Origin of the sequence: Ammoniphilus sp. YIM 78166 (assembly GCF_004522215.1) — a bacterium.
Taxonomy (GTDB): Bacteria; Bacillota; Bacilli; order Aneurinibacillales; family RAOX-1; genus YIM-78166.
Genome location: NZ_SDLR01000007.1, coordinates 82,888 through 105,969, shown reverse-complemented (window position 1 = coordinate 105,969; position 23,082 = coordinate 82,888). Strand labels below are relative to the sequence as shown.

General features: G+C 47.0%; 21 protein-coding genes. 6 read left to right on the top strand and 15 right to left on the bottom strand.

All coding sequences use genetic code 11. From position 1 onward, the window contains the following. The first annotated feature begins 91 nt into the window (after positions 1 to 91). Positions 92 to 958 carry an alpha/beta fold hydrolase gene (locus EIZ58_RS26475; RefSeq protein WP_134703989.1) on the top strand — a complete coding sequence of 289 codons (867 nt, stop codon included), beginning with the start codon at positions 92 to 94 and terminating at the stop codon, positions 956 to 958. Positions 959 to 1,063: 105 nt separating this feature from the next. Here EIZ58_RS26475 and EIZ58_RS26470 read toward each other — a convergent pair whose 3' ends face one another. The 13 genes from EIZ58_RS26470 to EIZ58_RS26410 form a co-directional block, all read right to left on the bottom strand. After that, entirely contained in the window at positions 1,064 to 1,543 is a 480-nt protein-coding gene (locus tag EIZ58_RS26470; RefSeq protein WP_134703988.1) for a dihydrofolate reductase, read from the bottom strand. After that, positions 1,540 to 2,334: a thymidylate synthase gene (locus EIZ58_RS26465; protein WP_134703987.1), complete on the bottom strand. Its 795-nt coding sequence runs from the start codon at positions 2,332 to 2,334 to the stop codon at positions 1,540 to 1,542. Before EIZ58_RS26465 ends, EIZ58_RS26470 begins: the two co-directional genes overlap by 4 nt. Before the next feature lie 276 nt (positions 2,335 to 2,610). Next, on the bottom strand, positions 2,611 to 3,768 hold the full coding sequence (locus tag EIZ58_RS26460) for a glycerate kinase (protein ID WP_134703986.1): 1,158 nt from the start codon (positions 3,766 to 3,768) through the stop codon (positions 2,611 to 2,613). After that, positions 3,765 to 5,816, bottom strand: a complete 2,052-nt coding sequence (locus tag EIZ58_RS26455) for a (Fe-S)-binding protein (RefSeq protein WP_134703985.1) — start codon at positions 5,814 to 5,816, stop codon at positions 3,765 to 3,767. Before EIZ58_RS26455 ends, EIZ58_RS26460 begins: the two co-directional genes overlap by 4 nt. Positions 5,817 to 5,836: 20 nt before the next feature. Next, entirely contained in the window at positions 5,837 to 6,799 is a 963-nt protein-coding gene (locus EIZ58_RS26450) for a 2-hydroxyacid dehydrogenase (RefSeq protein ID WP_134703984.1), read from the bottom strand. Positions 6,800 to 6,826: 27 nt separating this feature from the next. Then, positions 6,827 to 7,594 carry an enoyl-CoA hydratase/isomerase family protein gene (locus EIZ58_RS26445; protein ID WP_134703983.1) on the bottom strand — a complete coding sequence of 256 codons (768 nt, stop codon included), beginning with the start codon at positions 7,592 to 7,594 and terminating at the stop codon, positions 6,827 to 6,829. After that, positions 7,591 to 9,342, bottom strand: a complete 1,752-nt coding sequence (locus EIZ58_RS26440; protein WP_134703982.1) for an FAD-binding protein — start codon at positions 9,340 to 9,342, stop codon at positions 7,591 to 7,593. The genes EIZ58_RS26445 and EIZ58_RS26440 overlap by 4 nt, the downstream gene beginning before the upstream one ends. A gap of 35 nt (positions 9,343 to 9,377) precedes the next feature. Further along, the gene (locus EIZ58_RS26435) at positions 9,378 to 10,931 is read right to left on the bottom strand and encodes an acyl CoA:acetate/3-ketoacid CoA transferase (protein ID WP_134703981.1); all 1,554 of its coding nucleotides are present in this window, start codon (positions 10,929 to 10,931) and stop codon (positions 9,378 to 9,380) included. A 16-nt stretch (positions 10,932 to 10,947) separates the two neighbouring features. Beyond that, a complete protein-coding gene (locus EIZ58_RS26430; RefSeq protein ID WP_134703980.1) occupies positions 10,948 to 11,595 on the bottom strand; it encodes an RraA family protein in 648 nt (215 codons plus the stop codon). Between the two features lie 5 nt (positions 11,596 to 11,600). Beyond that, entirely contained in the window at positions 11,601 to 12,740 is a 1,140-nt protein-coding gene (locus tag EIZ58_RS26425; protein ID WP_134703979.1) for an acyl-CoA dehydrogenase family protein, read from the bottom strand. Positions 12,741 to 12,760: 20 nt separating this feature from the next. Beyond that, on the bottom strand, positions 12,761 to 14,218 hold the full coding sequence (locus EIZ58_RS26420; RefSeq protein ID WP_134703978.1) for an aldehyde dehydrogenase family protein: 1,458 nt from the start codon (positions 14,216 to 14,218) through the stop codon (positions 12,761 to 12,763). A 16-nt stretch (positions 14,219 to 14,234) separates the two neighbouring features. Then, on the bottom strand, positions 14,235 to 15,404 hold the full coding sequence (locus tag EIZ58_RS26415) for an iron-containing alcohol dehydrogenase (protein WP_134703977.1): 1,170 nt from the start codon (positions 15,402 to 15,404) through the stop codon (positions 14,235 to 14,237). Positions 15,405 to 15,452: 48 nt separating this feature from the next. Further along, on the bottom strand, positions 15,453 to 16,517 hold the full coding sequence (locus EIZ58_RS26410; RefSeq protein WP_134703976.1) for a TRAP transporter substrate-binding protein: 1,065 nt from the start codon (positions 16,515 to 16,517) through the stop codon (positions 15,453 to 15,455). A gap of 223 nt (positions 16,518 to 16,740) precedes the next feature. On the opposite strand from EIZ58_RS26410, the gene EIZ58_RS26405 reads away from it, so the two are divergent. The 3 genes from EIZ58_RS26405 to EIZ58_RS26395 all read left to right on the top strand — a co-directional run bounded on the left by EIZ58_RS26405 (position 16,741) and on the right by EIZ58_RS26395 (position 19,403). Further along, a complete protein-coding gene (locus tag EIZ58_RS26405) occupies positions 16,741 to 17,271 on the top strand; it encodes a TRAP transporter small permease (protein ID WP_134703975.1) in 531 nt (176 codons plus the stop codon). A 3-nt stretch (positions 17,272 to 17,274) separates the two neighbouring features. Further along, positions 17,275 to 18,555 carry a TRAP transporter large permease gene (locus EIZ58_RS26400; RefSeq protein WP_134703974.1) on the top strand — a complete coding sequence of 427 codons (1,281 nt, stop codon included), beginning with the start codon at positions 17,275 to 17,277 and terminating at the stop codon, positions 18,553 to 18,555. A 155-nt stretch (positions 18,556 to 18,710) separates the two neighbouring features. Next, a complete protein-coding gene (locus tag EIZ58_RS26395) occupies positions 18,711 to 19,403 on the top strand; it encodes a GntR family transcriptional regulator (protein WP_134703973.1) in 693 nt (230 codons plus the stop codon). 196 nt (positions 19,404 to 19,599) lie between these two features. On the opposite strand, the gene EIZ58_RS26390 is transcribed toward EIZ58_RS26395, so the two are convergent. Together EIZ58_RS26390 and EIZ58_RS26385 are read right to left on the bottom strand one after the other, a co-directional pair. After that, positions 19,600 to 20,583 (bottom strand): electron transfer flavoprotein subunit alpha/FixB family protein, encoded by a 984-nt coding sequence (locus EIZ58_RS26390; RefSeq protein ID WP_134703972.1) that lies wholly within the window; start codon positions 20,581 to 20,583, stop codon positions 19,600 to 19,602. 17 nt (positions 20,584 to 20,600) lie between these two features. Then, the gene (locus EIZ58_RS26385; RefSeq protein ID WP_134703971.1) at positions 20,601 to 21,362 is read right to left on the bottom strand and encodes an electron transfer flavoprotein subunit beta/FixA family protein; all 762 of its coding nucleotides are present in this window, start codon (positions 21,360 to 21,362) and stop codon (positions 20,601 to 20,603) included. Between the two features lie 204 nt (positions 21,363 to 21,566). Here EIZ58_RS26385 and EIZ58_RS26380 point away from each other — a divergent pair, with 204 nt between their 5' ends. After that, positions 21,567 to 22,586, top strand: a complete 1,020-nt coding sequence (locus EIZ58_RS26380; RefSeq protein ID WP_134703970.1) for a tripartite tricarboxylate transporter substrate binding protein — start codon at positions 21,567 to 21,569, stop codon at positions 22,584 to 22,586. Between the two features lie 33 nt (positions 22,587 to 22,619). Then, a complete protein-coding gene (locus EIZ58_RS26375) occupies positions 22,620 to 23,069 on the top strand; it encodes a tripartite tricarboxylate transporter TctB family protein (RefSeq protein WP_134703969.1) in 450 nt (149 codons plus the stop codon). Positions 23,070 to 23,082: the final 13 nt, after the last annotated feature.

Below are 23,082 nucleotides of genomic sequence, written 5' to 3'. Positions count from 1 at the left end.
CCCCTAATACAACCTATGCTTGGCAAGGGGTATACCATGCCAAGGAAACACTCAAACTAAAACAACATTTATTAATAAGGAGAATCGGCCCATGCCAAAACTTGCTGTGAATGGAGCGATCCTTCACTATGAAAGCCACGGTGAAGGCGTTCCGATCGTATTTATCCATCCACCAACCTTGACTGGTAAGGGTTTTACCTATCAAGTAAGGGATCTCTCCCCTTTTTTTCGCGTGATTACATTTGATATTCGCGGTCATGGTCATAGCTCCGCTTCGATGCTGCCCATCACTTATTCCCTAATCGCGGACGACATCATCGCAATCCTAGATCAATTGGAGGTTGAAAAGACCTATATTTGCGGCTATTCGATGGGAGGTACGGCTGCTTTGGAATATATGCTTCGATATCCGGAGCGCACTTTCGGCGGGATACTCCTCGGAGGGATGTCTGAGGTACTGGATTGGAGGTTGAGACAGCAGATCAAGCTAGGTGCTAACATTGCGGCCACTGGCACTAAAGGCCGTGACCTCCTAGCCCGAGCCGTTTCCTGGACGAACTCCGATACCAAGGAATTATTCCAAGAGCAGATGAGCGAGGCGAAAAGAGGAAACCCCAAAAACATCGAACAATACTACCGCTACGGCTTGACTTACAATTGCTCTTCTCGGCTCCGGGAGATTGAGCATCCGGTGCTGTTGCTCTACGGAGAGAAGGACTACCGATTTATGTCTTACGCTCAGGTACTTCATCGAGAGCTTCCGAATAATGAACTCAAGTTTGTTTCCAATGTGAAGCATCACCTGCCCACTAAGGCTTCAATTGAGATGAATGATTTAATCAAACAGTTCATTTATACTCACCATCGCCCAGTAGAGGAAACCCCAACGGAGTTTTTTGCACCTTATCAGGAGCTGATGGATCTGCCGAATGATCCTGGGGTGTTCCCGAGGGTGTAGGGATTTGAGGGATAAATGAGGGATATATTCCTCTAATTGAGGGATAAAATCCATTGTTTGATGGATATCCTCTAGCCAACAAAAAAAGTAAGTCCGCCGTCGGACTTACTTTTTCTCGTATACGATGAATTCATGAGGATAGCTGTTTTTCTCATCCATTACGCCAGGCGTTCGGGAAACCTCCACCCAATCCTCCGGATGAAATTCAGGAAGAAACGTATCTCCTTCAAACTCCTCATCAATCAGAGTTAAATAAAGTTTGTCCACCAGCGGCAAAAATTCCTTAATGATCTCCGCTCCTCCGATCACAAACAGATCCTCCCCGTGAAAAGCCTCCAGGGCCTCCTCCATCGAGTGATAGACGGTGCAGCCTTCCGGATGATAATTGGTTTGCCTCGTCAAGATAACGTTACGTCGGCCTGGCAAGGGTCTGCCCATGGACTCAAACGTTTTCCTGCCCATTAAGATGGTATGCCCCATGGTGATTTTCTTGAAGTAAGCCAAGTCCGCAGGAAGATGCCATGGCATCTTATTATCTTTACCGATCACCCGGTTTTGGGACATCGCGACGATGACCGAAATCATACGGAAACCTCCCCCTTAATATGAGGGTGGGGATCGTAATTCTTTAGCTCAAAATCTTCATACTTGAAGCCGAAAATATCCTTGACTTCCGGGTTGAGCACCATTTGCGGCAGCGGTCTTGGCTCACGAGTGAGCTGAAGCTTCACTTGTTCAATGTGATTGTTGTAGATATGAGCGTCGCCAAATGTATGCACGAAATCCCCCGGTTCTAAATCGCAAACTTGCGCAATCATCATCGTTAAGAGAGCGTAAGAAGCAATGTTAAAAGGGACCCCAAGGAAAACATCCGCGCTGCGCTGATAGAGCTGGCAAGAGAGTTTACCGTTCGCAACATAAAACTGAAACATGGTGTGGCAAGGCGCAAGGGCCATCTGAGGGATATCCGCCACATTCCATGCACTGACGATGAGTCGGCGGGAGTCCGGGTTGGTCTTGATATCATGCACCACCTGTGCGATCTGATCCACGGTCGTTCCATCTGGACAGCTCCAGGATCTCCATTGCTTGCCGTACACCGGTCCGAGATCGCCGTCCTCCTTCGCCCACTCACGCCAGATCCGCACCCCCACTTCTTCTAGCTCGTTGTTGTTCGTCGAACCTCGAAGGAACCATAAGAGTTCATGGATGATGGATTTAAGATGCAGCTTTTTGGTCGTCACTAGCGGAAAGCCTTCTGCAAGAGGAAACCTCATTTGGTAACCAAAGGTGCTAATCGTTCCCGTTCCTGTACGATCTTCTTTTGAAACTCCGGTATCGAGTATATGTTGACATAGTTCGTGGTATTGTTTCATTTAAAGCCTCCTCCAGTCTATTGCTCTTCCATGATTTTAACGAAAGGAGTTGCTCCTCTGCAATAGCAAAAGATGAGGGAAAACCCTCATCTTCGTAAATTCAACCCATATCGCAACTAAATACTTTATTTCGCGAAACTATAAATTCTAATAATACGTTAGTCATATAGTGATCTATACTTTCATTTTCCCCGCGTAATCGATCATAAAACCACTGGTTGTTGCTGTCGTCGAGGACAATTGCATGTTTAGTTGTACTGCAGAGAATAATTTCCTTTACCCACATAAACCCTCACCTCTTTTATATTCTGAGGAAGCAAACATGAGCCTTGCTATATCTACGCAGGTCTGGAAAAGGTATTCGTCGGCATTCTGCATGCATTCCTGCAAAGAAATAGGACTCCGCGTGATCGAATGACAGCTTACGAAAAAATCATAAAGAGGTTCGATATCACTTCCTAATCCGCCAGAGACTAGAATCGCTTTGACTCCAGCCTCCTTTGCCCGAGAAGCGATATAATAGGGAACCTTTCCATATAAAGTTTGAGCGTCACTTCGCCCTTCCCCGGTTATCACCCATTGAGCTTTCAGCAGTTTTGAAGCCAGGTCTGTTTTGTCTGCAACCACTGCTGCTCCAGATGTGATAGTTGCCCCCAACGTTAACAAACCAAAGCCTAATCCTCCTGCAGCTCCAGCTCCCGGCGCATGCTGATGGGATACCTTTAAGTGTTCTTCGATTAACCCTGCATAATAACTCAATGCCCCATCCAGCCATTCGACTTGCTGCGGTGTCGCTCCTTTTTGCGGTCCATAAATGCAGGAAGCTCCTTGGCTACCGCATAAGGCGTTATCCACATCACTTGCAATCACCATGCTGCACTCCCGGATACGAGGATCTATGGTACCAAAATCAACCGATTTAAGGTGAAGAAGATTATTAGCCATGGGTTTAATCAGACGGCCCTCTTCATTTAGGAATTTCACGCCTAATGCTTGCAACAGACCTATTCCGCCTTCGTTTGTCGCGCTGCCGCCTAGTCCAAAAATGAATTTTCGGTAACCGCGATTCAGCGCATCTAGGATCACTTCTCCGATGCCATAAGTGGTAGCTATCAATGGATCTCTCTTTTCTTGCGGTATCATAGGCAACCCTACTATCTTCGCTGCTTCAACGATAACCGTTTCTTTATCGCCTAGAACGCCATATTCCGTGGAGATCTGTTCTCCAAGAGGACCTGTTGCCGTTACACTAATTACTTTTCCTTTTGTAGCATAAACCAAGGTATCTAGGGTGCCCTCTCCCCCATCTGCCATGGGGATGAGATCCACTTCTGCCTCCTTGATGACGCTAGAGAACGCCTTTCTCATCGTTTGGGCCACTTCAAGTGCACAAAGACTGCCTTTGTATGAGTCGGGAGCGATTAATATTTTCATAGGATGGAACGCTCCACGATTTCTGCAATGTCCAGCGTTTGAACTTGCGCTTCGACTTCTTTGGCTTTCGTTCCGTCGCTAAGCATGGTTAAGCAATAGGGACAATTGCTGCCAATCATGGTTGGGTTCAAGAGCAGCGCTTGCTCTGTCCTTTCAATGTTAATTCGTTTGCCCTGCGTTTCCTCGAGCCACATCATCCCCCCTCCTGCGCCACAGCACATCGCATTTTCGCGATTTCGATCCATCTCCATGACGTTCATGCCCGGGACACTCTTTAGGATCTGGCGCGGGATGTCGTAAATGTCATTATAGCGGCCGATATAGCAGGAATCGTGATACACAAGGGTCTCTTTTACCTCTTTGGTCGGTTTTATCCTTCCTTCTTCAATCAATTGATGGATGAGTTCCGTATGATGAAAGACTTCCGCTTCCAAACCAAATTCGGGATATTCATGCTTGAGCGTATTATAGGCATGCGGGTCAATCGTTACGATTTTCTTTACATCATAGGCTTGGAAATGAGCGATATTTTCTTGGCACAGCTGCTGGAATAAGAACTCGTTCCCAAGCCGCCTGGCCGTATCGCCTGAGTTCTGTTCCTCATTTCCAAGAATGGCGAACTTTACGCCGGCAGCATTCAGGATCTTCGCAAACGATTGGGCAATCTTCTGGCTCCGGTTATCAAATGAACCCATGGATCCGACAAAAAACAAATATTCAAAGTCCTCCACCTCTTGGACGGTAGGAACTACGATGTCCTCTCTACCTTCGCGCCACTTCACTCTCTCCTTGCGGTTCATTCCCCATGGATTGCCTTGGCGTTCGATATTTTGGAAGTAACGTGTCGCTTCATGCGGCATCTTCCCTTCCGTCAAGACGAGATATCGTCGCATATCCACTATTTTTTCTACATGCTCGTTGGCGACTGGGCATTGATCTTCGCAATTGCGGCATGTCGTGCAGGCCCAAAGCTCCTCTTCTGTAATCACATCGCCTATCAGCTGTGGACTCACCCACTCCGCCGCTGCAGCGACTTCGGCTTCCATCGGAAGACCCCCATTAGGCTTTGTGGGAAGCGAAGGCATCCACGGGCTCAATGAGGTGATCGACGCCCCTTTTTCCGTCAAGTGATCTCTCATTTTCGTAATAAGATCCATGGGCGACAGCGTCTTTCCGGTACCCGAAGCCGGACACATGTTGGTGCATCGTCCGCATTCTACGCAAGCATAAAGATCAATGAGCTGGTTCTGGCGGAAATCTTCAATTTTGCCTGCACCGAAAGTTTCCTGCGTTTCATCTTCGAAATTGATGGAGCTCAATTGCCCTGCAGGCTTCGTATCCCGCAAATAGACATTGACGGGGGCAAACAGGATATGGGCGTGCTTGGATTGTGGCACATAAACGAGAAACACAAGCAAGGTAAGCAAATGGATCCACCAGAAAACGTAAAAGGCTGCCGCTGCGGATGCAGAGCTGATCCCCGAAAAGGCTCCGGCTATTAAGGAAGAAATCGGCGCACTAGCGTGGAACCCTTGATACCCCAACCACAGCTGTTCAAAGGCTAGCGTAAGAAAGATAGAAAATAGAAGGGTAGTTAAGAAAATAATAACTAATCCGGATTTTAACCCCCGTTTCAAGCGGGGCAGCTTCTCGATATACCGCCGATAAAAAGCGTAAATAACCGCTAGGAGCACAAGAAACGTCATGACTTCTTGACTGAGGCTGAAAAACGCATGAGCGCTTCCAATAGGATACTCAAAGCCTTTTGCAAACCCTTTGATGATAATTTCCAAAGCGCCGAATTGCAGGATGATGAACCCATAAAATAAGATGAGGTGCATGATTCCGCTTTTTTTATCCTTAAATAGCTTCTTCTGTCCAAAAACATTGACAAGGGTCTCATTCAGGCGCTTTGCCGTATCCTCTTTAAGATTAGAGGGCTTCCCTAGCTTAATGAAGGTGATCCGGCTATATACGACATAGGCAAATAAATATACTGCATAGCCCGTTACAGCCAGAAACGCTAAGAAGTTGATGAAGCCAAGCATGATGTTCATCCTCTCTGTCACTACAGGACTAGATTTGGTGGAGTGTTTCCTTTTAAACCTTCCAGCAAGTTATGGGCAGCCAGTTTTCCCATTTTCGTCCGGGTGGCAATGCTTGCGCTGCCGATATGCGGAAGGGCGACCACATTGGGGAGCTGAAGCAGCGGATGATCTGGCGATACCGGCTCACGCTCGAACACATCAAGCCCAGCAGCCCAAATTCTCTTCTCCGCCAGCGCTTCATACAATGCTTCTTCGTCGACGATCCCTCCGCGGGACGTGTTAATCAAGATCGAAGTCGGCTTCATAAGAGAAAGCTCTGCGTATGAAATCAGGTGATGCGTTTGGGGCGTATACGGAGTCATCACGACTACGAAATTAGATTGCTTAAGCAATTCCTGAAGATCACAGTACGTGACACCCAGCTCTTTCTCAGCTTTTAGTTTTCGGCTGCGATTGTGGTAAAGAACGTTCATATCAAATCCCTTTGCTCTTCTTGCAATCCCTTCGCCAATATCCCCCATGCCAATTATCCCGAGAGTCGAGCCGTATACGTCTTGCCCCGTGAGCTGCATGGGCGACCAAGTCGCCCATTTCCCTTTTTTTACGTAATCCATGGATTCCTCAAAGCGACGTGCAGTCGCAATCAGCAGCCCGAACGTTAGGTCAGCCGTCGTTTCCGTAAGGACTCCAGGCGTATTGGTAATGAGAATACCTTGAGCCTTCGCGGTGCTGACATCGATATTGTTATATCCAACAGCCATATTGCTGATAATTTTCAACCTTGGACTTTTCTTCAGCAGATTTGCATCAATGCTTTCCGTCAGTAGACAAAGAATTCCATCGGCATCCTGCACCTGCTTTTCCAATTCCTCGTACGGTACGGGAACCTCTTCTTTTTCCCACATCGTTACCTGGCAGCTTTCATAAAGATCTGCCACCACTTCCTCAGGCAGTTTTCTGGTAATGTAGACTTTAGGTTTCATCTCGCCGTACTCCTCTTTTCTTCTTTTTTAAAGATGAGTAAACACAGGTTTTCTCTTTTCCAGGAAGGCCTGAACTGCTTCGCGGACGTCATGGGTTTCATGGACATGATAGAACATTTCTTTTCCCTTATCCCCAAAGCTCTGGGGGTCCTTGACGTACGCGCGGATTGCCTGCTTGATGGTTCTTACGGCAGTGCCCGGCAAATGGGATAAGGTATTGGCAAGCTCTTCACAATGCCTCCGGCCTTTTCCCGAAGCTGCCACCCCACTGGCCAGCCCGATCCGCAACGCCTCCTCAGCGGATATCTTTTTTCCGGTTAGCGCCAGCCGCATCGCGTGCGTCTCCCCCACTAATGAGATTAACCGTTCCAATCCCCCATTCCCTGGGAATACACCCCGTGCTACTTCAGGATATCCGACCTGTGCATGGGACTCGAAAATGCGCAGATCGAACGCGCTGGCCAGTTCAGCCCCCCCTCCTAAGGCACTGCCTTCTATGCAGGCAATCGTAGGCTGCGGCGCGTTGAGGATGGACGAAAGCATATCGTGGCCTCTATCCCATACCTCTCTAGCCTTTTTGTTTTGAATTCGCTCCGGGAATTCCTTTAGATTTGCCCCACAGCAGAAGTGATCCCCTTGAGCAAAGAAAAGAATGACGCGAACCTTTTCGTCTTCCGCAATCCGCCGAAACAACTGCGCGATTTCCTCCTTTACCTTTTCCGCAAGCAGGTTCATGGGCGGGTGATTAAGGGTAACCTTCGCTATGCCGCTCTCGATGGATACCTTCATATTCATGGTTTAGCAGCTCCCGCCTTCTGTCTTTCCGTCGGCCATTGATAAAAGTCACAGTTCATCGATTCATCCGCCTTCATGACTCTCAGACTGCCTTTCCAATGAGTATCGTCTTTTTTGGGGAAGTCTTCACGGTAATGGCAGCTTCGGCTTTCTTTTCTCTCACGAGCGGACAAGACAATGGATTTGGCTGTCGTTACCATATGGCGCAACTCGATCGCTCGCTTCAAATTGTCCTTGGATACGGCATATTGTCCTTGGAGCAGCTCCTGTTCCGTACGGACCAGGAAACCCCATACCTCTGCTAGCCTCTCTTCGCTCCGGATGATAAGACAATTCCTTGACATTTGCTGCTTGAGCTCTTGAATGCTTGCTTCGACTTCTTTGATTCCGTTGCGGCTCTTTTCCATCCAGCCCTGAATCTCCTGCAAGCCTTGAACGGTTCGATCAATAGAAAAGCTCCGATTCCCCACACCTGCTGCATATTGGGCTGCGGCTTTCCCTGTGCGGTAGCCAAACACTTGCCCTTCCGCCAAGGAATTTCCGCCAGGCCTATCCGGTCCCCTCAGTCCCCCTGCGGTTTCTCCAGCAATGAATAAACCCCCGATGCACGTTTCGCCCTCCTTGCTGATAATCTGGGCTCCTCCATTCATGCACTGGGCAACCAATCCAACTTCAAATTTATCCCGGTCAACATCGATGCCCTTCGACTTCATGACCCTTTTGGTTTTCGGCATCTTTTCTTCGACGATGGGCTCTGAGCCGGGAGCCATCTCGCACCATACCCCCCCGCGGGGAGAAGGATTCTTTTCGAATTCTTTCTGAATGGAATAATCGAGATAGAACGAAGCATTTGAAACCGTAAATGGGAAGGCCTTATGCTCATAAACTTCCTCAAGCCGGGTCTCATTCGGCAGGCTTTGTTCCAAGAAACGCTCACCCGCTTCATTCGTTAGAATGGGATGGGTCTTCCAAACTGGACCCGAAAGCAGAGTAACAGGCGGATGAATCAGTGCGGGCCCGATTTGCACAAACTCCATATTGACTAATGGGACGCCCAATTCATAAGCCATGGCATAGCCATCCCCAGTCATATCCGGGGTTCCGACTCCATACTCGTAGAGATAATGGGCCCCGCCGCAGGCCAAAATGACGGAAGGCGTTTCGTAATGGACCAATTCTTGCGTGTTCCCATCATAACCAAGTGCTCCAATAATGTTTCGGCTGTCATCCGTCAGCAGCCGGAAGATCATCATATGCTCGTCGATGGGAACCTTCCTCACTTTCATTTCTTTCGCAAGAATGTTGAGGATATGCCGTGCCGTTACCCCATTCACCCTGCATGTTCTGGGATAAGTGGCAAAGTCACTCATGCCTTGCACCAGTTTTCCATTCGCTTGCTTATCAAAATTAAGCCCTAATTCGATCAAGTCCTCAATCCGCTTCGGCGCATCCTCCGCTAAGGTCCACACCAATTCCGGATCGATAAAGCCGCGGGCGGCATCCATCGTATCATGGTAATGGATTTCCGGATGATCGCGCTCATCCCCGTGGCCTATGGCTGCTGCGATGGCAAGCAGTTCAGAAAAGGCTGTAGCAGTAGATCCGCTGTTCAACCAAGCGGACTTAACGGCCAGGCGTATGTCCGCACCGGATTGGGAAGCCGTGAGGGCAGCTCGCGCTGCCGCTCCGCCTCCTCCAACAACCAGTACGTCCGTAACAATCTTGCGGGTGATTTGTAATTGTTCCATTATGGAAAACCTCGCTTTTCTAGTGTGGGCGTGCTTTATTCCATAAACAAGTCAGCGTCCATTTCCTTTACATCGGGAGAAATTCTCACCTTGAAGTCAATGTGGGGAAGGATATCCTTCTCGATATCCACACCGGGAGCATATTCTGTTAGGGTTAACCCGTCCGCTTCAAGACGGAAAACCGCCCGCTCTGTGATATAAAGCACCTCTTGCCCTTTCTCAATGGCAACCTTTGCATTAAAGGTGAGCTGCTCTACCTCCTGGATCAATTTCTTGTGCTTGCCTTCCGTTTGGATATTCAGTCGGCCATCGCTAATCGAAACCCCTAACCCGCCGCTAGTCAGAGTACCGCAGAATAAGATTTTCTTCGTACTGTGGGTGATGTCAATAAATCCCCCTGAACCGCGGAATACGCCATTAAACATACTCACGTTGACATTGCCTTGTCTATCAATCTGCGCGAATCCCAGCAATGTAGCGGATAATCCACCGCAATGATAGAAATCAAAGACTTGAGGTGAAGTAACAATAGAAGATGGGTTGATATGGGCTCCGAATACTTCTTCGCCCATAGGTATACCACCGACAGCACCATGTTCCAAGGAGAACGTGATGTCATTAAAGAACCCTTCTTCAATGGCTAATTGCGGTAATCCAACCGGAATGCCTACCCCTAAGTTGACTACATCCCGTGCCTTGAGTTCTTTTGCTGCTCTTCTCAGAATGACCTTTTTGGAATCCAACGGAAGCCTCTTGTAGGCTTGCAGCGTAGGAATCTTGATCTCTCCCGTCCAACTGGGATCCTCCGTATCCAGTAGACTCTGCTTTTGGTTCGGGTCAATGACTACGGCATCGACAAGCATCCCTGGGATCGCCACATCGCGAGGATGCAAGGAGTTATTCGCCACCACTCGCTTGACTTGGGCAATCACATAGCCTCCATTGGCTTTGGCCGCCATGGCCATCTCCAGTCCGCTGAGGGTTACCGGTTCATCCTCAAGCGTAATATTGCCGTTCTCGTCGGCCGTTGTGCCGCGGATGATCGCTACATTGATCGGCAGCGACTTATAGAACAAATGCTCTTCCCCATTGATTTCGATGATCTTCACTACGTCTTCCTTGGTTTGGGCGTTCAATCGTCCCCCATCATACCGGGGATCCACATACGTATGAAGTCCTACTTTGGTTACTAATCCGGATTCCCCTGCAGCCGTTGCCCGGATCCAATGAAAGATGGTCCCCATGGAAAAGCCATAGGCTTCTATTTCATTGTTCCGAATCATTTGAGTCAGTCTAGGACTTTCCTTTACATTGAAACTCCCGCTAATTAGACGTTTGAGCATGCCGGATTGGGCCACATGCTCCAGCCCGGTGCTTTCCTTTGGACTCCATCCTACCCGAACTGGCGTTACGACCGTTAAATCTTTAGGCTCTGATGTAGCCGCATATCGCTTTTCCAGCTCCTCAAGGACTTTTTCCGGGCAAAGGACGGAAATGAGTCCCCCAATGGTAATCGTGGCACCATTAGGAATCTTCCGAACCGCTTCTTCAGCGGTCATCACTTTGGATGTTTCAGTCGACTGTATCATAAAGACAGCACCTTTCCTATGCGTCGTATTTTCGAAGATCAAACATATCCACCGTCATCTTCCCTTGATGAAGCTGCTTAATAATCTCTTTTTCAGCCTTCACTTTTTCCTCCGCCTTGGCGACAATTTCCTCCAGGCGCTCGCTAGGAATCACGACCACGCCATCTGCATCACCCAGGATGATATCCCCAGGATTTACGGTTACTCCACCCACGTTGATGGAAGCTCCCAGCTTCCCCGGGTTCTTTTTGTCCGTCCCTTTAATGGAGATGCCTCTCGTTAATACAGGGAAATTCATTCCGATAATCGGCTGGGTGTCTCTTACACTTCCGTCGATGACTAATCCAGCGATCCCTTGTTGAAGCGCGGCAATGGTCAAGATTTCGCCCCATGCCCCTCCCTCATAATGGCTGCTCATGGACGCGACCAGAACCTCACCGGGCTGGGCTTTGGACACAGCCAAATGGAGCGTCAGGTTATCGCGCGGAGGGCAAAGAACCGTAAAGGCTGGGCCGCACACTTTCTGATGCGGCGCCAAGGGCTTGATCCCCGCATCCATGGCATGGCTATTATCCTTGAAGCAATCGGAGACAATCGCTGTATCGTATTGGGCCAGTTGTTCTATCAATGCTCGCTGCTGAACTGAATCTAGTACTTTGCTCATCGTCTCTACCTCCTTTGGTCGAATTTTTTCTCAAGAATACTTGAAGCCAGCATCGTCCGGTGAACCTGAACCGTGCCGCCCGCAATCGATGCAGCCCGGGCACAGCGATAATACCACTCTAGCGGATATTGCGTAGAGAAACCGTATCCCCCATGAAGCTGGATGCAATCATCCGTGATTTTCTTTGCCGCTTCGGCGACAAACACTTTAGCCACACTCGCGGCATTCTTATCCGGCTTATTGTTGGCTGTTGCACTTCCTGCGCGGTACAAGAGCGTCCTTGCCGCTTCCAGCTGCATGTACATGTCGGCAATCATCCATTGGACCCCTTGGAACTCGCAAATTTCTTTACCGAATTGCTTCCGCTCTTTTACGTATTGAATCGTTCTGTCAAAAGCCGCTTGGGCAATCCCCAGCGTCTGGGCCGCAAACCCCAAGCGCACGCCGTTATACACTCCCATCAGAGCTTTAAACGCATCACGATTTGTCAACAGATTTTCTTTCGGTACGATGGCATCATCAAAGTAAAGGGCAGATTGGAACTCACCGCTCATGTTTTCTTCCGGCACTCCCACGGTAAAGCCTGGCGTTCCGCGTTCTACCAGGATGGCTCCGATATCGGATGGCTTTCCTGTATTGCCGAATCGGGCATACACAACAAACACGTCTGCCAAATGCGCTTCACTGACCCAGATCTTGGACCCGTTTAAGCGATAGTGATCTCCTTCCTCTTTAGCCGTTGTCGTAATATCGGTCGCTGCGCTTCCCGCATCTGGCTCGCTCATACCCAACCCGACATACAAGCGCCCTGAGATAATTTGCGGAAGGTATTTCCGCTTTTGCTCTTCTGTACCTAAATGATTAATGAAAGAAGCGATCCCGATGCTCGTATGGTAAACCTGCCGCCCGCTTGTCGGACACACTTTGCAAAGCTCTTCGATCATAAGCAGCGCGTCAAAGAGGGACAGATTCATGCCGCCATATTCTTCCGGAAGCGTTACGCCCAAAAATCCATGATCAGCCAATAAACGGGCATTGGACCAAAAATCTTCTCCCTCCAGCCAATGCGTTCCCATCTTCAATTTGCGGGACGCGAAATCGCGAGCTACGTCTTTCCATGATTGATTGACCTCTGTTAATACCATCTTGTCTGCCTCCTCATGTTTTATCTAGATCCCGAATAAATCACTTTCAAATCAGTAAAGAAATCTTTGGCTGTCGTTCCGATCGAGTAGGGTCCAACCGCGGAATGCTTAAGCCCGCCGAATGGGACATGCGATTCGCTGATCGTTCCGTTGTTGACATGCAGCATGCCGGATTGGACTTGTTCCACAAATTGCTGAGCCAGCTCCATATTGTTTGTAAAGCAAGCTCCTGCCAAGCCGTATTCCGAGTCATTGGCGATTTGGATGGCTTCTTCAAACTGATCCACAGGGGTCACCACTAAGACCGGGCCGAAAATCTCTTCCTTGGCGATTCTCATATCAGACTTCACGTTGCTGAATATGGTAGGCTCGAAGAAATATCCTCCGCTCGCGCTATCCACCCGATTTCCGCCGCATACCAGGGTAGCCCCTTCTTCGAGTCCGATCTTGACGTAGCGTTCCACCGTTTTCATATGATCTTCTGAAATGACCGGCCCAAGCGTGGTTTGATCCTCTAAGCCGTCCCCGATGACGTAGGCTTGGCATTTATCTTTCAATCTGGCAACCAGCTCCGGCATTAAAGGTCGCTCTACGATAATTCGGCTGATGGAGGTGCATCTTTGGCCTGTAGCGGCAAAAGCGGCAGGAACCATTTGATCTACGGCACTTTGGAGATCTTTGTAATCGTAGATGATGGCTGCATTCTTTCCGCCCATTTCCAGCTGAACTTGCACGATCCTTTCCGCCGCCAGCCGATAAATCATGGATCCTACTTCTGTAGAGCCGGTAAAGGTAATTCCTTTGACGAGAGGATGACTGATTAAAGGAGTACCCACTTCACGACCGGAACCAATCACGAGATTCAGGACGCCTTTCGGCAAGCCTGCTTTTTCAAACAGCTCAACGATCTTTGCTGCTGTAGCTGCGGTCACGCTTGCGGGCTTGAATACAACCGTATTTCCCGTAGCCAGTGCCGGCGCAATTTTTCTTAATGGCGTCACAATGGGGAAGTTCCAGGGTGAGATGGCAGCAATGACGCCTTTTGGTACCCTCACCGTGCGAACATCAATTCCGGGTCTTTCGCTTGGCAGCGTCTCGCCATTTAAACGCGATGCTTCTCCCGCCGTATAGCGTACTTCACGGATCGTCTTATCAATTTCTCCTAAAGCTTCCCTGCGCGTTTTTCCTTGCTCCTGCGTGATAATGCTGGCAATTTCCTCTTTTTCCGCTTCCAGCAGGGCTGTAAACTTATAGAGGAGATCCCCGCGAACCGGTGCGGGTGTCCGTGACCATGGGGCAAAAGCTGCGTGAGCAGCTTCCACCGCACGGTTCGTATCTTCAGATGTTGAATTGGGGGCTACAAATACGATTTGTTCCGGATTGGCCGGATTTTCCCTCGAAAAGGTGTTGCTATTAGATGAAGGAACCCAACTGCCATCAATGTAATTTTGAATTTTAATTGGAAGATTGTTCGCCATCGCCTTTTCTCTCCTCTTATAACGCTTTTTCTAGTATTTTTTTCAAGTCTTGAACGGAAACTGCTTTCGGATTCGCCAGTGCAATCCCGCTGTCGAAGGCTTCTTGCGCTACCACTTGCAATTCTTCAGGTGATAGTTTCACGTTATTTGCACTCAGAGTAGCATGGATTTCAAGGTCCTCTACCAGATTCTTCACGGCTGTAACCGAACGGTATGCCGCGTCTCTGAGACTTAATCCGCTGACATCCTCCCCTAGCAATATTGCGATTTCCTTAAATTTTTCAAAATTTGAACTTACGTTGAATTCCATGACGACCGGCAACAAGATGGAATTGGCTAGCCCATGGGGAATCTTGTAACGTCCTCCAAGTGGATGGGACAATGCATGCACGGCTGCAACTCTACCCCAGATAAACGCAGCTCCTGCAATCGTGCTAGCCAGCATCATCTGAGAGGCGGCTTCAATATCCGTTCTTCTGGCAACAAAAGGACGAAGATTCTTTCCGATCAGGCGGATGGCATGCAAACCTAGTGCTTCGGTAATCGGCTGGGCTTGATTCGAAGTATAGGACTCGATGGCGTGGCTCAACGCGTCCATGCCGGTAATGGCAGCTAGCCCTCTTGGCAAGGTGGTCAAAAGCTCCGGGTCAAGAATCGCCGCTTTCGGATGCAAGTGCTGACTGAGAATCCCCATCTTATATTGACGCTGCGTATCCTTTAATACGGTTGCATGGGTAACCTCAGATCCCGTTCCAGCCGTTGTCGGGATAGCAATGATATCCGGGCCGCGGTTTGGCAATTTATTTTTCCCTTCATATTGGCCCAAGTCACCCGGATTGGCCACTGCCGCCGATGCGCCTTTCGCCGTATCGATGGAGCTTCCGCCCCCGAGGCCAATTAAAGCTTGGCACTGATGATCTAAAAACAATTGCTTTACCTTGCCTATGACTTCTAGCGTCGGGTCAGGCTCGACCTCTTTAAAAACGGTATATTGAATTTCGCTTTTCTGTAAGATTCCCTCAACCTTTTCCAAAACACCCGATTGAGCAATGCCAGGATCTGTGCAAATAAGTACGCGGTCAAGGTCATAGTTTTTCAAGATGGCACCCAGCTCGTTCAATCGTCCTATTCCATAGTGGATTTGGGTATGCAACCCGAATTCAAATGTATCTAGCAGCAAGTTCATATGCGATCTCCTCCGATTTCATATTTTCATATTTTCATATTTTTATTGTTATTTATTCTTATTGACCTCAGCGATGAATTCATCTACCGATTCCTGACCTATCTCTTTGACATTTTCCTGATACACTACTTGCACTTTATCAAGGAACTCCTGATAGCTTTCCGGGGTAAGTTCCGTGATGGCCATACCACTGTCTGTAAGCGTTTTTAAATATTCTTGATTTCGATCGCGGTTCAGTTGACGCTGATGCTTGGAAGCTTCAATCCCTGCTTCTTTGATCATGTTTCTTTCTTCTTCAGACAGTTGGTCCATGAACTTCTTGGAGAGGACAAATCCCATTGGATTATAAACATGGCCTGTTTTCGTTAAGTATTTTTGAACCTCATAGAATTTATCCAACGCCATATTGCCGTATGGATTTTCCTGACCGTCCACTACCCCCTGCTGCATGGCTGTGAACAGCTCTGTGTATGCCATTGGCGTAGGATTAGCCCCTAAGGCTTTCCAGGTTGAGAGATGCAGCGGCGTTTGCATGGTACGGATTTTTAACCCCGCGACATCTGCCACACTTTTCACTTCTCTTTTATTGTTGGTCAGATGCCTGAATCCGTTTTCCATATAAGAAACTAAAATGAGTCCTTGCTTTTCAAGCTCCTGACCTGCTTTTTGCCCATATGGCCCATCGAGTACTTTGTCTGCCACTTCCTCGCTCGGGAAAGCAAATGGGAGATCATAGGCCAGCATGGGCTTGGACCAGTTTCCTAGCATCGAAGTGGAAACGCCTACAGCCTCAAGTGTGCCTAACTGCAAACCTTCAATCATGGATCTGTCATCGCCCAATACACCGCTATGGTAGATTTCAACTTTAATGCTTCCATTGCTTTTCGCTTCGACGATTTCCTTAAACTTGGAATATCCCTGGAATAAGGTATGCTTATCATTATTTACCGAACCGATTTTCAAGACTTTTGCAGGCTGCTTCGCATCTGTTGCCGCAGGTTCATTTTTTTGCTCACTTGCTGAAGGGGTAGTAGTTTGGTTCGAGCTAGAACATGCCGCTAGGGTACCTGCCATAAGAATGCCTGATAATAAGAACGAAACGAATTTTTTCAATTTACTTTACCCCCTTTTAATAAATGAGCTTTTCATCTTTATTATTTCTTGCTTTTGGTCATCCCTTTCTAAGTTAATTTTATCGGTTATCGATAATCTATATAAACCATAACACCTCAATTAATATTTGTCAAAATCTTTTTTATTGTTTACAAATCGGTAATCGATAATATATAATTTGCTTGCTAGATATTTCATAAGAAATTATTGGAGGTGGAAGACTGTGAACGTTCTAAAGAAACTCAATATGCACTTTGAAGAATATGTGTGTATGCTTTTGCTGTCCCTCATGGTTTTACTGATCTTGACCCAAGTCGCTTCTCGATTCCTTCTGAATATGTCTCTTGACTGGTCTGAGGAATTAGCCCGCTTTATCTTTATTTGGTTGATTTATATCTCCATTTCATTGGCGGCCAAGTACAATCGGCATATCCGCGTGGAAGCACTGAAGTTTGTATTGCCCCCTTTCTTAAGTAAACTCGTAGATTTATTCGCGCTCCTATGCTGGCTAGGATTTAATGGGTACATGATTTTCCATGGCGCTGACATGGTTACCCAAATCTTAAATACGACCCAAACTTCAGCTGCAATTGGCTTAAACATGGGATACATCTATTCCATTGTCCCTATCGGATTTCTCTTGATGTCCATCCGAATCTTGCAGCAAATATGTAAAGCGCTTCCACTTCTTTTTTCAAAAGAATTGCCCAAAAACATCATGCTAGATAAAAATCAACAGATCGGGGAGATTTAATCTATGGCGGCCGGTTTAATTCTTGGTGTTACCTTAGTCACTTGTATCTTTTTAAGCATCCCAATCGCCATTTCCATCGGGATAGCGGTGATCGCTTCCATCGCTGTTGCAGGAATCCCGCCGGCATTTTTAGTCCAAAATGCCTTCACGTCTCTGGACTCCTTTGCCCTGATGGCCATACCCTTTTTCATTTTGGCAGGGGCTTTAATGGAAACGGGGGGCTTATCCCGCCGGCTTATCGATTTCGCGAACTCTCTCATGCACAGTTTCACAGGCGGATTAGCCTTAGTAACCTTAGTGGCTTGCTTGTTTTTTGCAGCCTTATCCGGATCGTCTCCGGCAACCGTAGCTGCTATTGGGTCCATTATGTTTCCTGCGATGGTGGCCAAAGGCTATAACAAAGAATTTTCGGCCGCTGTATCGGCCTCAGGAGGAGGGCTCGGCATTCTCATTCCCCCCTCCATTCCCATGATTATCTACGCCATCATTGCCAATGCGTCTGTGAGTGATATGTTCCTGGCGGGATTTGCTCCAGGGTTTGTAGCCTTTGGATTCCTTGTAGCTACAGCAATCGTCATTTCTAAACGGAATGGATACCAAGGGAGCAATGAGAAGATAAGTTGGAATGAAGTCATGCGCACCTTATTGGAGGCCAAATGGGCGATATTTGCCCCCTTCATTATTTTGGGAGGGATCTATGGCGGGATCTTTACCCCGACAGAATCAGCTGTCATTGCCGTATTGTATGCTTTCATTATCGGAACGCTAGTTTATAAAGAACTAAGATGGCCACAGCTCAAACAAGCCTTAATTTCTACCTCCACGATCAGCGGCGCTGTGCTCATTATATTAGGTACAGCTTCCGCATTTGGTAAACTCATCAAGATGTACCATATCCCTGATGCGATCGCTGGCTTTATTGTTGGGATCACGGACAATAAAACCCTGTTGCTTCTACTAATAGGTGTACTAGTATTAATAATCGGAACCTTTATGGAAACGCTGTCCATTCTGATTATCCTAACTCCTTTATTTTTACCGGTTGTAACCGAGCTTGGAGTAAACCCTATTCATTTTGGCATTATTCTGATCGTCGCTGCTGAAATCGGCTTGCTGACACCCCCAGTGGGCATAAACTTATTTGTAGCTTCAGGGATCTCCGGGATACCGATCGAAAGAATATCCATAGCGATCATCCCATTTGTCGCCGCGATGATTTTTGCTTTAGCGGTCATCATTCTCGTCCCGCAGATCTCGCTGTTCTTGCCCGAATTTTTTAGGTGATTTGATCTTTAAGACTTGAGCGTGATAAGGTTACGGAGACGTCGAACGACGCCTCCATAACAGATACAGAATTATGACTAATGAACCGTTCTGATATTTACTGTGCTATAATATACATTATCGATAATCGTTGCGACTATATATAGGAGGATATAATGAAACTCTACAACAAATCATTGTCTCAACAAATTTATGAGACGCTGCGGGATGACATCATTAAGGGGGAACGCCGGCCAGGAGATCGCATCGTCGAACTGGATGTGGCTAGGGAATTCGGAGTCAGCCAAGCCCCGGTGAGAGAAGCCTTGCTGAAACTAGCTGAAGAAGGGTTAGTGGTGAGTCATCGCTACAAAGGCACGTTTGTCTCTAACATTTCCATCGATGAGATTGATGAACTCTATTCTTTCCGCATCATGATGGAGGAAATGGCCATCAGAAGGGCCATGGCTCGAACCTCACCTGCTGATGTGGAGAGCCTGGAGAACTTCTATCAAGAAATGGTGAAGTCAGGCCAAGAAAATGACTTGGACTCTCTAAGAACAGCAGACGTCAATTTTCACACACAAATCTACAAAATGGCTAACCACAGCTTCATGTATCAAGTTTGGGAGACGTTATCCTCGAAACTAAATCGAATCTGGTATCTGACAAGCCAAATGTATTTTACTGAATTAGGGGAAGTGGCGAATATACACTTTCCTATCCTGCAGGCGTTTAAAGACCGTGATGTGCAGGCATGCATCCAAGCCTTCCATGATCATGTCAATTACGAAAAAAAGCAAAGGCTGCTTTTTATGGAATCGGAAAATGATAGAGACAGCACAAATGAAACCCAGTCCAATATCTGAAAGACAATGAGAAAGGAGAGCTTGATTCCACTTTGTGGGATGGCTTTCCTTTCTTATTTAATCACTAAGATGAATGTGGCGGGCAGTAAGATGATGACAATCACAATTACAATTTAGATCATTCTTAATATTTTCTTGCTGTAAAAGCACGAAGAAAAAAAGCCAATTCTCCTTAACAGGAAAATCGGCTTTTCATTTACTTCGCAGAACTCATTAAAACTTTAGAGAATTCCTCCGTTAGCAAGGGAACGATCTCAAACAGATCTCCCACAATGCCATAATCTGCAATATCAAATATAGGTGCCTCTGGATCTTTATTGATCGCTACAATCACCTTGGAATTAGACATGCCCGCCACATGCTGGATGGCTCCGGATATGCCGCATGCAATATAAAGCTCAGGAGTGACCACTTTCCCCGTTTGGCCAATCTGCAAAGAATAATCACAATATTCAGCATCACAAGCGCCACGCGAGGCACCCACTGCCCCATTCAATACCTTAGCAAATTCCTGCAATAACTTGAATCCCTCTTCCCCTTTCACCCCTCGCCCTCCAGCGACAATCACCTTCGCTTCAGACAAATCAACCGCCCCGGATGCCTTCCTGACAATTTCCTTAATGACGCTCCTAAGCGGCACTTCCTGTTGAATAGTATAAGGAATGATTTCCCCAAGTCCTGCTTGCAAGACAGGAGCAATATTGTTAGGTCGAATGGTAACAAATGCTTTTTGGTCCGTAAACTTAACTTCTTCGAACATTTTTCCGGAATAGACAGGACGGGTTAAAACCATTTGATTCTCATCGTCGAGGGTCACCTTGATGCAATCACTCACTAAGCCGTAATCTAGTTTAGCAGCTACCCGCGGGGCGATATCTCTTCCATTTCCCGTGTGTCCAAGGATAACGACGTCCGGATCGATTTCTCGAATGAGCTGAGTATAAGCTTCTAGATATAAATCGGGATGATATTCGGTCAATTTATCATTCTCTATGACATAGATTTGATCCGCGCCATACTTGGCTAGAATCTCGGCATGTTGGCTGGATCCTTTCCCGATTATGGCCGCGACGACCTTCCCGCCGCCTGATACTTGCTTTGCTGCGGCAACCGCTTCTAAAGAAACATTCCTTAATTGCGAACTTTTCATTTCTGCGAAAACTAAGATATTTCTCTTCATCCTATTTTCCCCCTGCCCTAGATGATTTTGGCTTCTTCAAAGAGTAATTTTACTAATTTTGAACTGGCATTCTTAGGCTCATCCTGTATCTTGACACAGGCCTGCCGCTTAGCAGGCAAATAACGATTAATTACCGTCACTTTAGGGGCATAGTCCTTCAGGTTATCCAATTCCGATAGATGGATCCTCTCTAGCGGTTTCTTTTTCGCTTTCATGATATTGGGCAAGGATGGGTATCGAGGTTCATTCAACCCTTGCTGGCAAGATACAAGCAGCGGGAAAGAGGTTTCGATTTTATACAGTTCCCCTTCTACATCGCGATCAAGAAGCACTTTCTCTTCCTCTACTCTCAAAGCCACGATGGAGGTAACGTGAGGGATATCCAGTTCTTCCGCTAGTCGCACCCCTACTTGTCCAGCACCATTATCTATGGATTGATTTCCTGTCAGGATGCAATCATAGCCTTTATCCCGTGCATACCCAGCAATGACCTTCGCATAAGTTGACTCATCAGCTGCTTCTACGCCATCAATGAGTACGGCACGATCAGCCCCCATTGCTAACGCATTTCGCAGCGCTGCCTCTGCCCGTTCCGGGCCAATCGTCAAGACTGTAACTTCTCCGCCTTTTTCTTCCCTAATGGAAAGAGCTTCTTCAATGGCATATTCATCATACGGATTCACGATCCATCGAACGTTGTCGTCTTCGATCATCCCATTCCTTAAATCAAGTTTTTCTTCCGTATCAAAGGTTTGCTTTATACATACTAAAATGTTCATTAACATCACCCTTTCAAATTTACTACTATTTATTGATTATCGATAATCTATAAATTAATAGTATCACCTTTTTAAAAAAGTGTCAAAAATTTTAAATTTTTTTCTTGTAAATTATATAAACATGAAAATTTTAAATTTTATATTTACTAATAACTATCGATAATCTATAATCGAATTGAATTTAAATTATAAGGAGGAATCAATATGAAAAAATTCACAAGTTGTTTAGCCGTTGTTGCTATGTCTACTCTCATGCTGATGGGCTGCGGCACGGCAAGCAATGAAAAGGCTTCCACTCCGCAGCAGCCTACAAATGCAGAACCACAAGCGAAGAAAGTAGACTTTCCGAAAGGAGATATTACGTTCCTCATTCCCAATGGCCCTGGAGGCGCTAATGACTTGAGTGTCCGCGGTTTGATTCCAGGATTAGAAAAAGAACTAAAAGTGAAGGTGATTCCAGAAAACAAGCCGGCTTCCGGCGGAGCTGTGGCAGCGGTAGAACTAGCTACAGGTCAGGCAGATGGACAAAAGCTTTATTTCAATTCGCAAACCCTTATCCTTATGCCTTATAGCGGTAAAAAAGAGATCGAAATGAAGAATTATCAACCTGTAGCCCAAGTGGTGGAAGATTCTTCAGCGATAACCGTCAATGCCAATGCCCCATTCAATACCTTGCAAGAGCTCGTCGATTATGCCAAGCAAAATCCTGGAAAATTAAAAATGGCAATGAACGGTAAAGGAGCCCTGTGGCATCTTTCCGCTGCCACTTTTGCGAAAAATGCCGGAATTGAATTTCAATATGTTCCTTATCTGGAAGGTGGAGCGCAAATGTCCACTGCTCTTGCAGCAGGGGAAGTCGATGTTTCAGCCAATAGCCCAAGCGAAGTGAAGCCGCTTGTAGACAGCGGCAAATTGAAGATTCTCGCCATACAAAGCCAAGAGCGCCATCTGCTGTTTCCTGATATCCCAACCGCGAAAGAAGCCGGGATCGACTCCGCTTTCCCTGTATGGAGAGGTATCTTTACAAAGTCTGGAGTTGAGGCAGAAAAGCTAACCATTTTGGATAATGCCGTAAAAGCGGCCATGGAATCGATCGAATTCCAAGAGTTCCTGAAAGCGCAAGGAATGCCGGCGAAATACCGAGATCATAGCGAGTTTACTCAATTTGTAGAAAAAGAAGCCGAAACCTACGCCATTTTAATGAAAGAGCTGGGAGTAGAATAATAGGGCTACTTCAACTTAGGAAGGAGCATAACGATGAAAGATTTAGTGACTGCCATTTCGAGCATCCTCATTGGACTCTCAGCCTATTGGTACTCGAACACCTTCGCCAAGCCCTCTGGGGGATTTGCCCACGACCCTGCTCTTTATCCGAAGATCATATGCCTTGTTTTCTCTGGTCTTGGCGTGATCCTATTAATTCAGACACTCAAGAGGAAAAATTTCAGGCTGCAATTCCGAATTCCTTTTCGCGAACATCACGTAGCAAAAGTGGCAACCCTTCTTCTCTTGCTGGTATTCTATGCAGTACTTTTTGAGTACATTGGTTTCGCCATTGGCACCGTTCTCTTTTTGTTCCTTTCTATGCTGCTTTACGGAAGCAAAAAATCGACAGCTGGCTATTACAGCATTGGTATCACCTGTGTGCTTTACTTGGTTTTTTTCATTATATTCGGAGTACCTTATCCTAAAGGATTCTTGTACTAAAGGAGTGACAAAA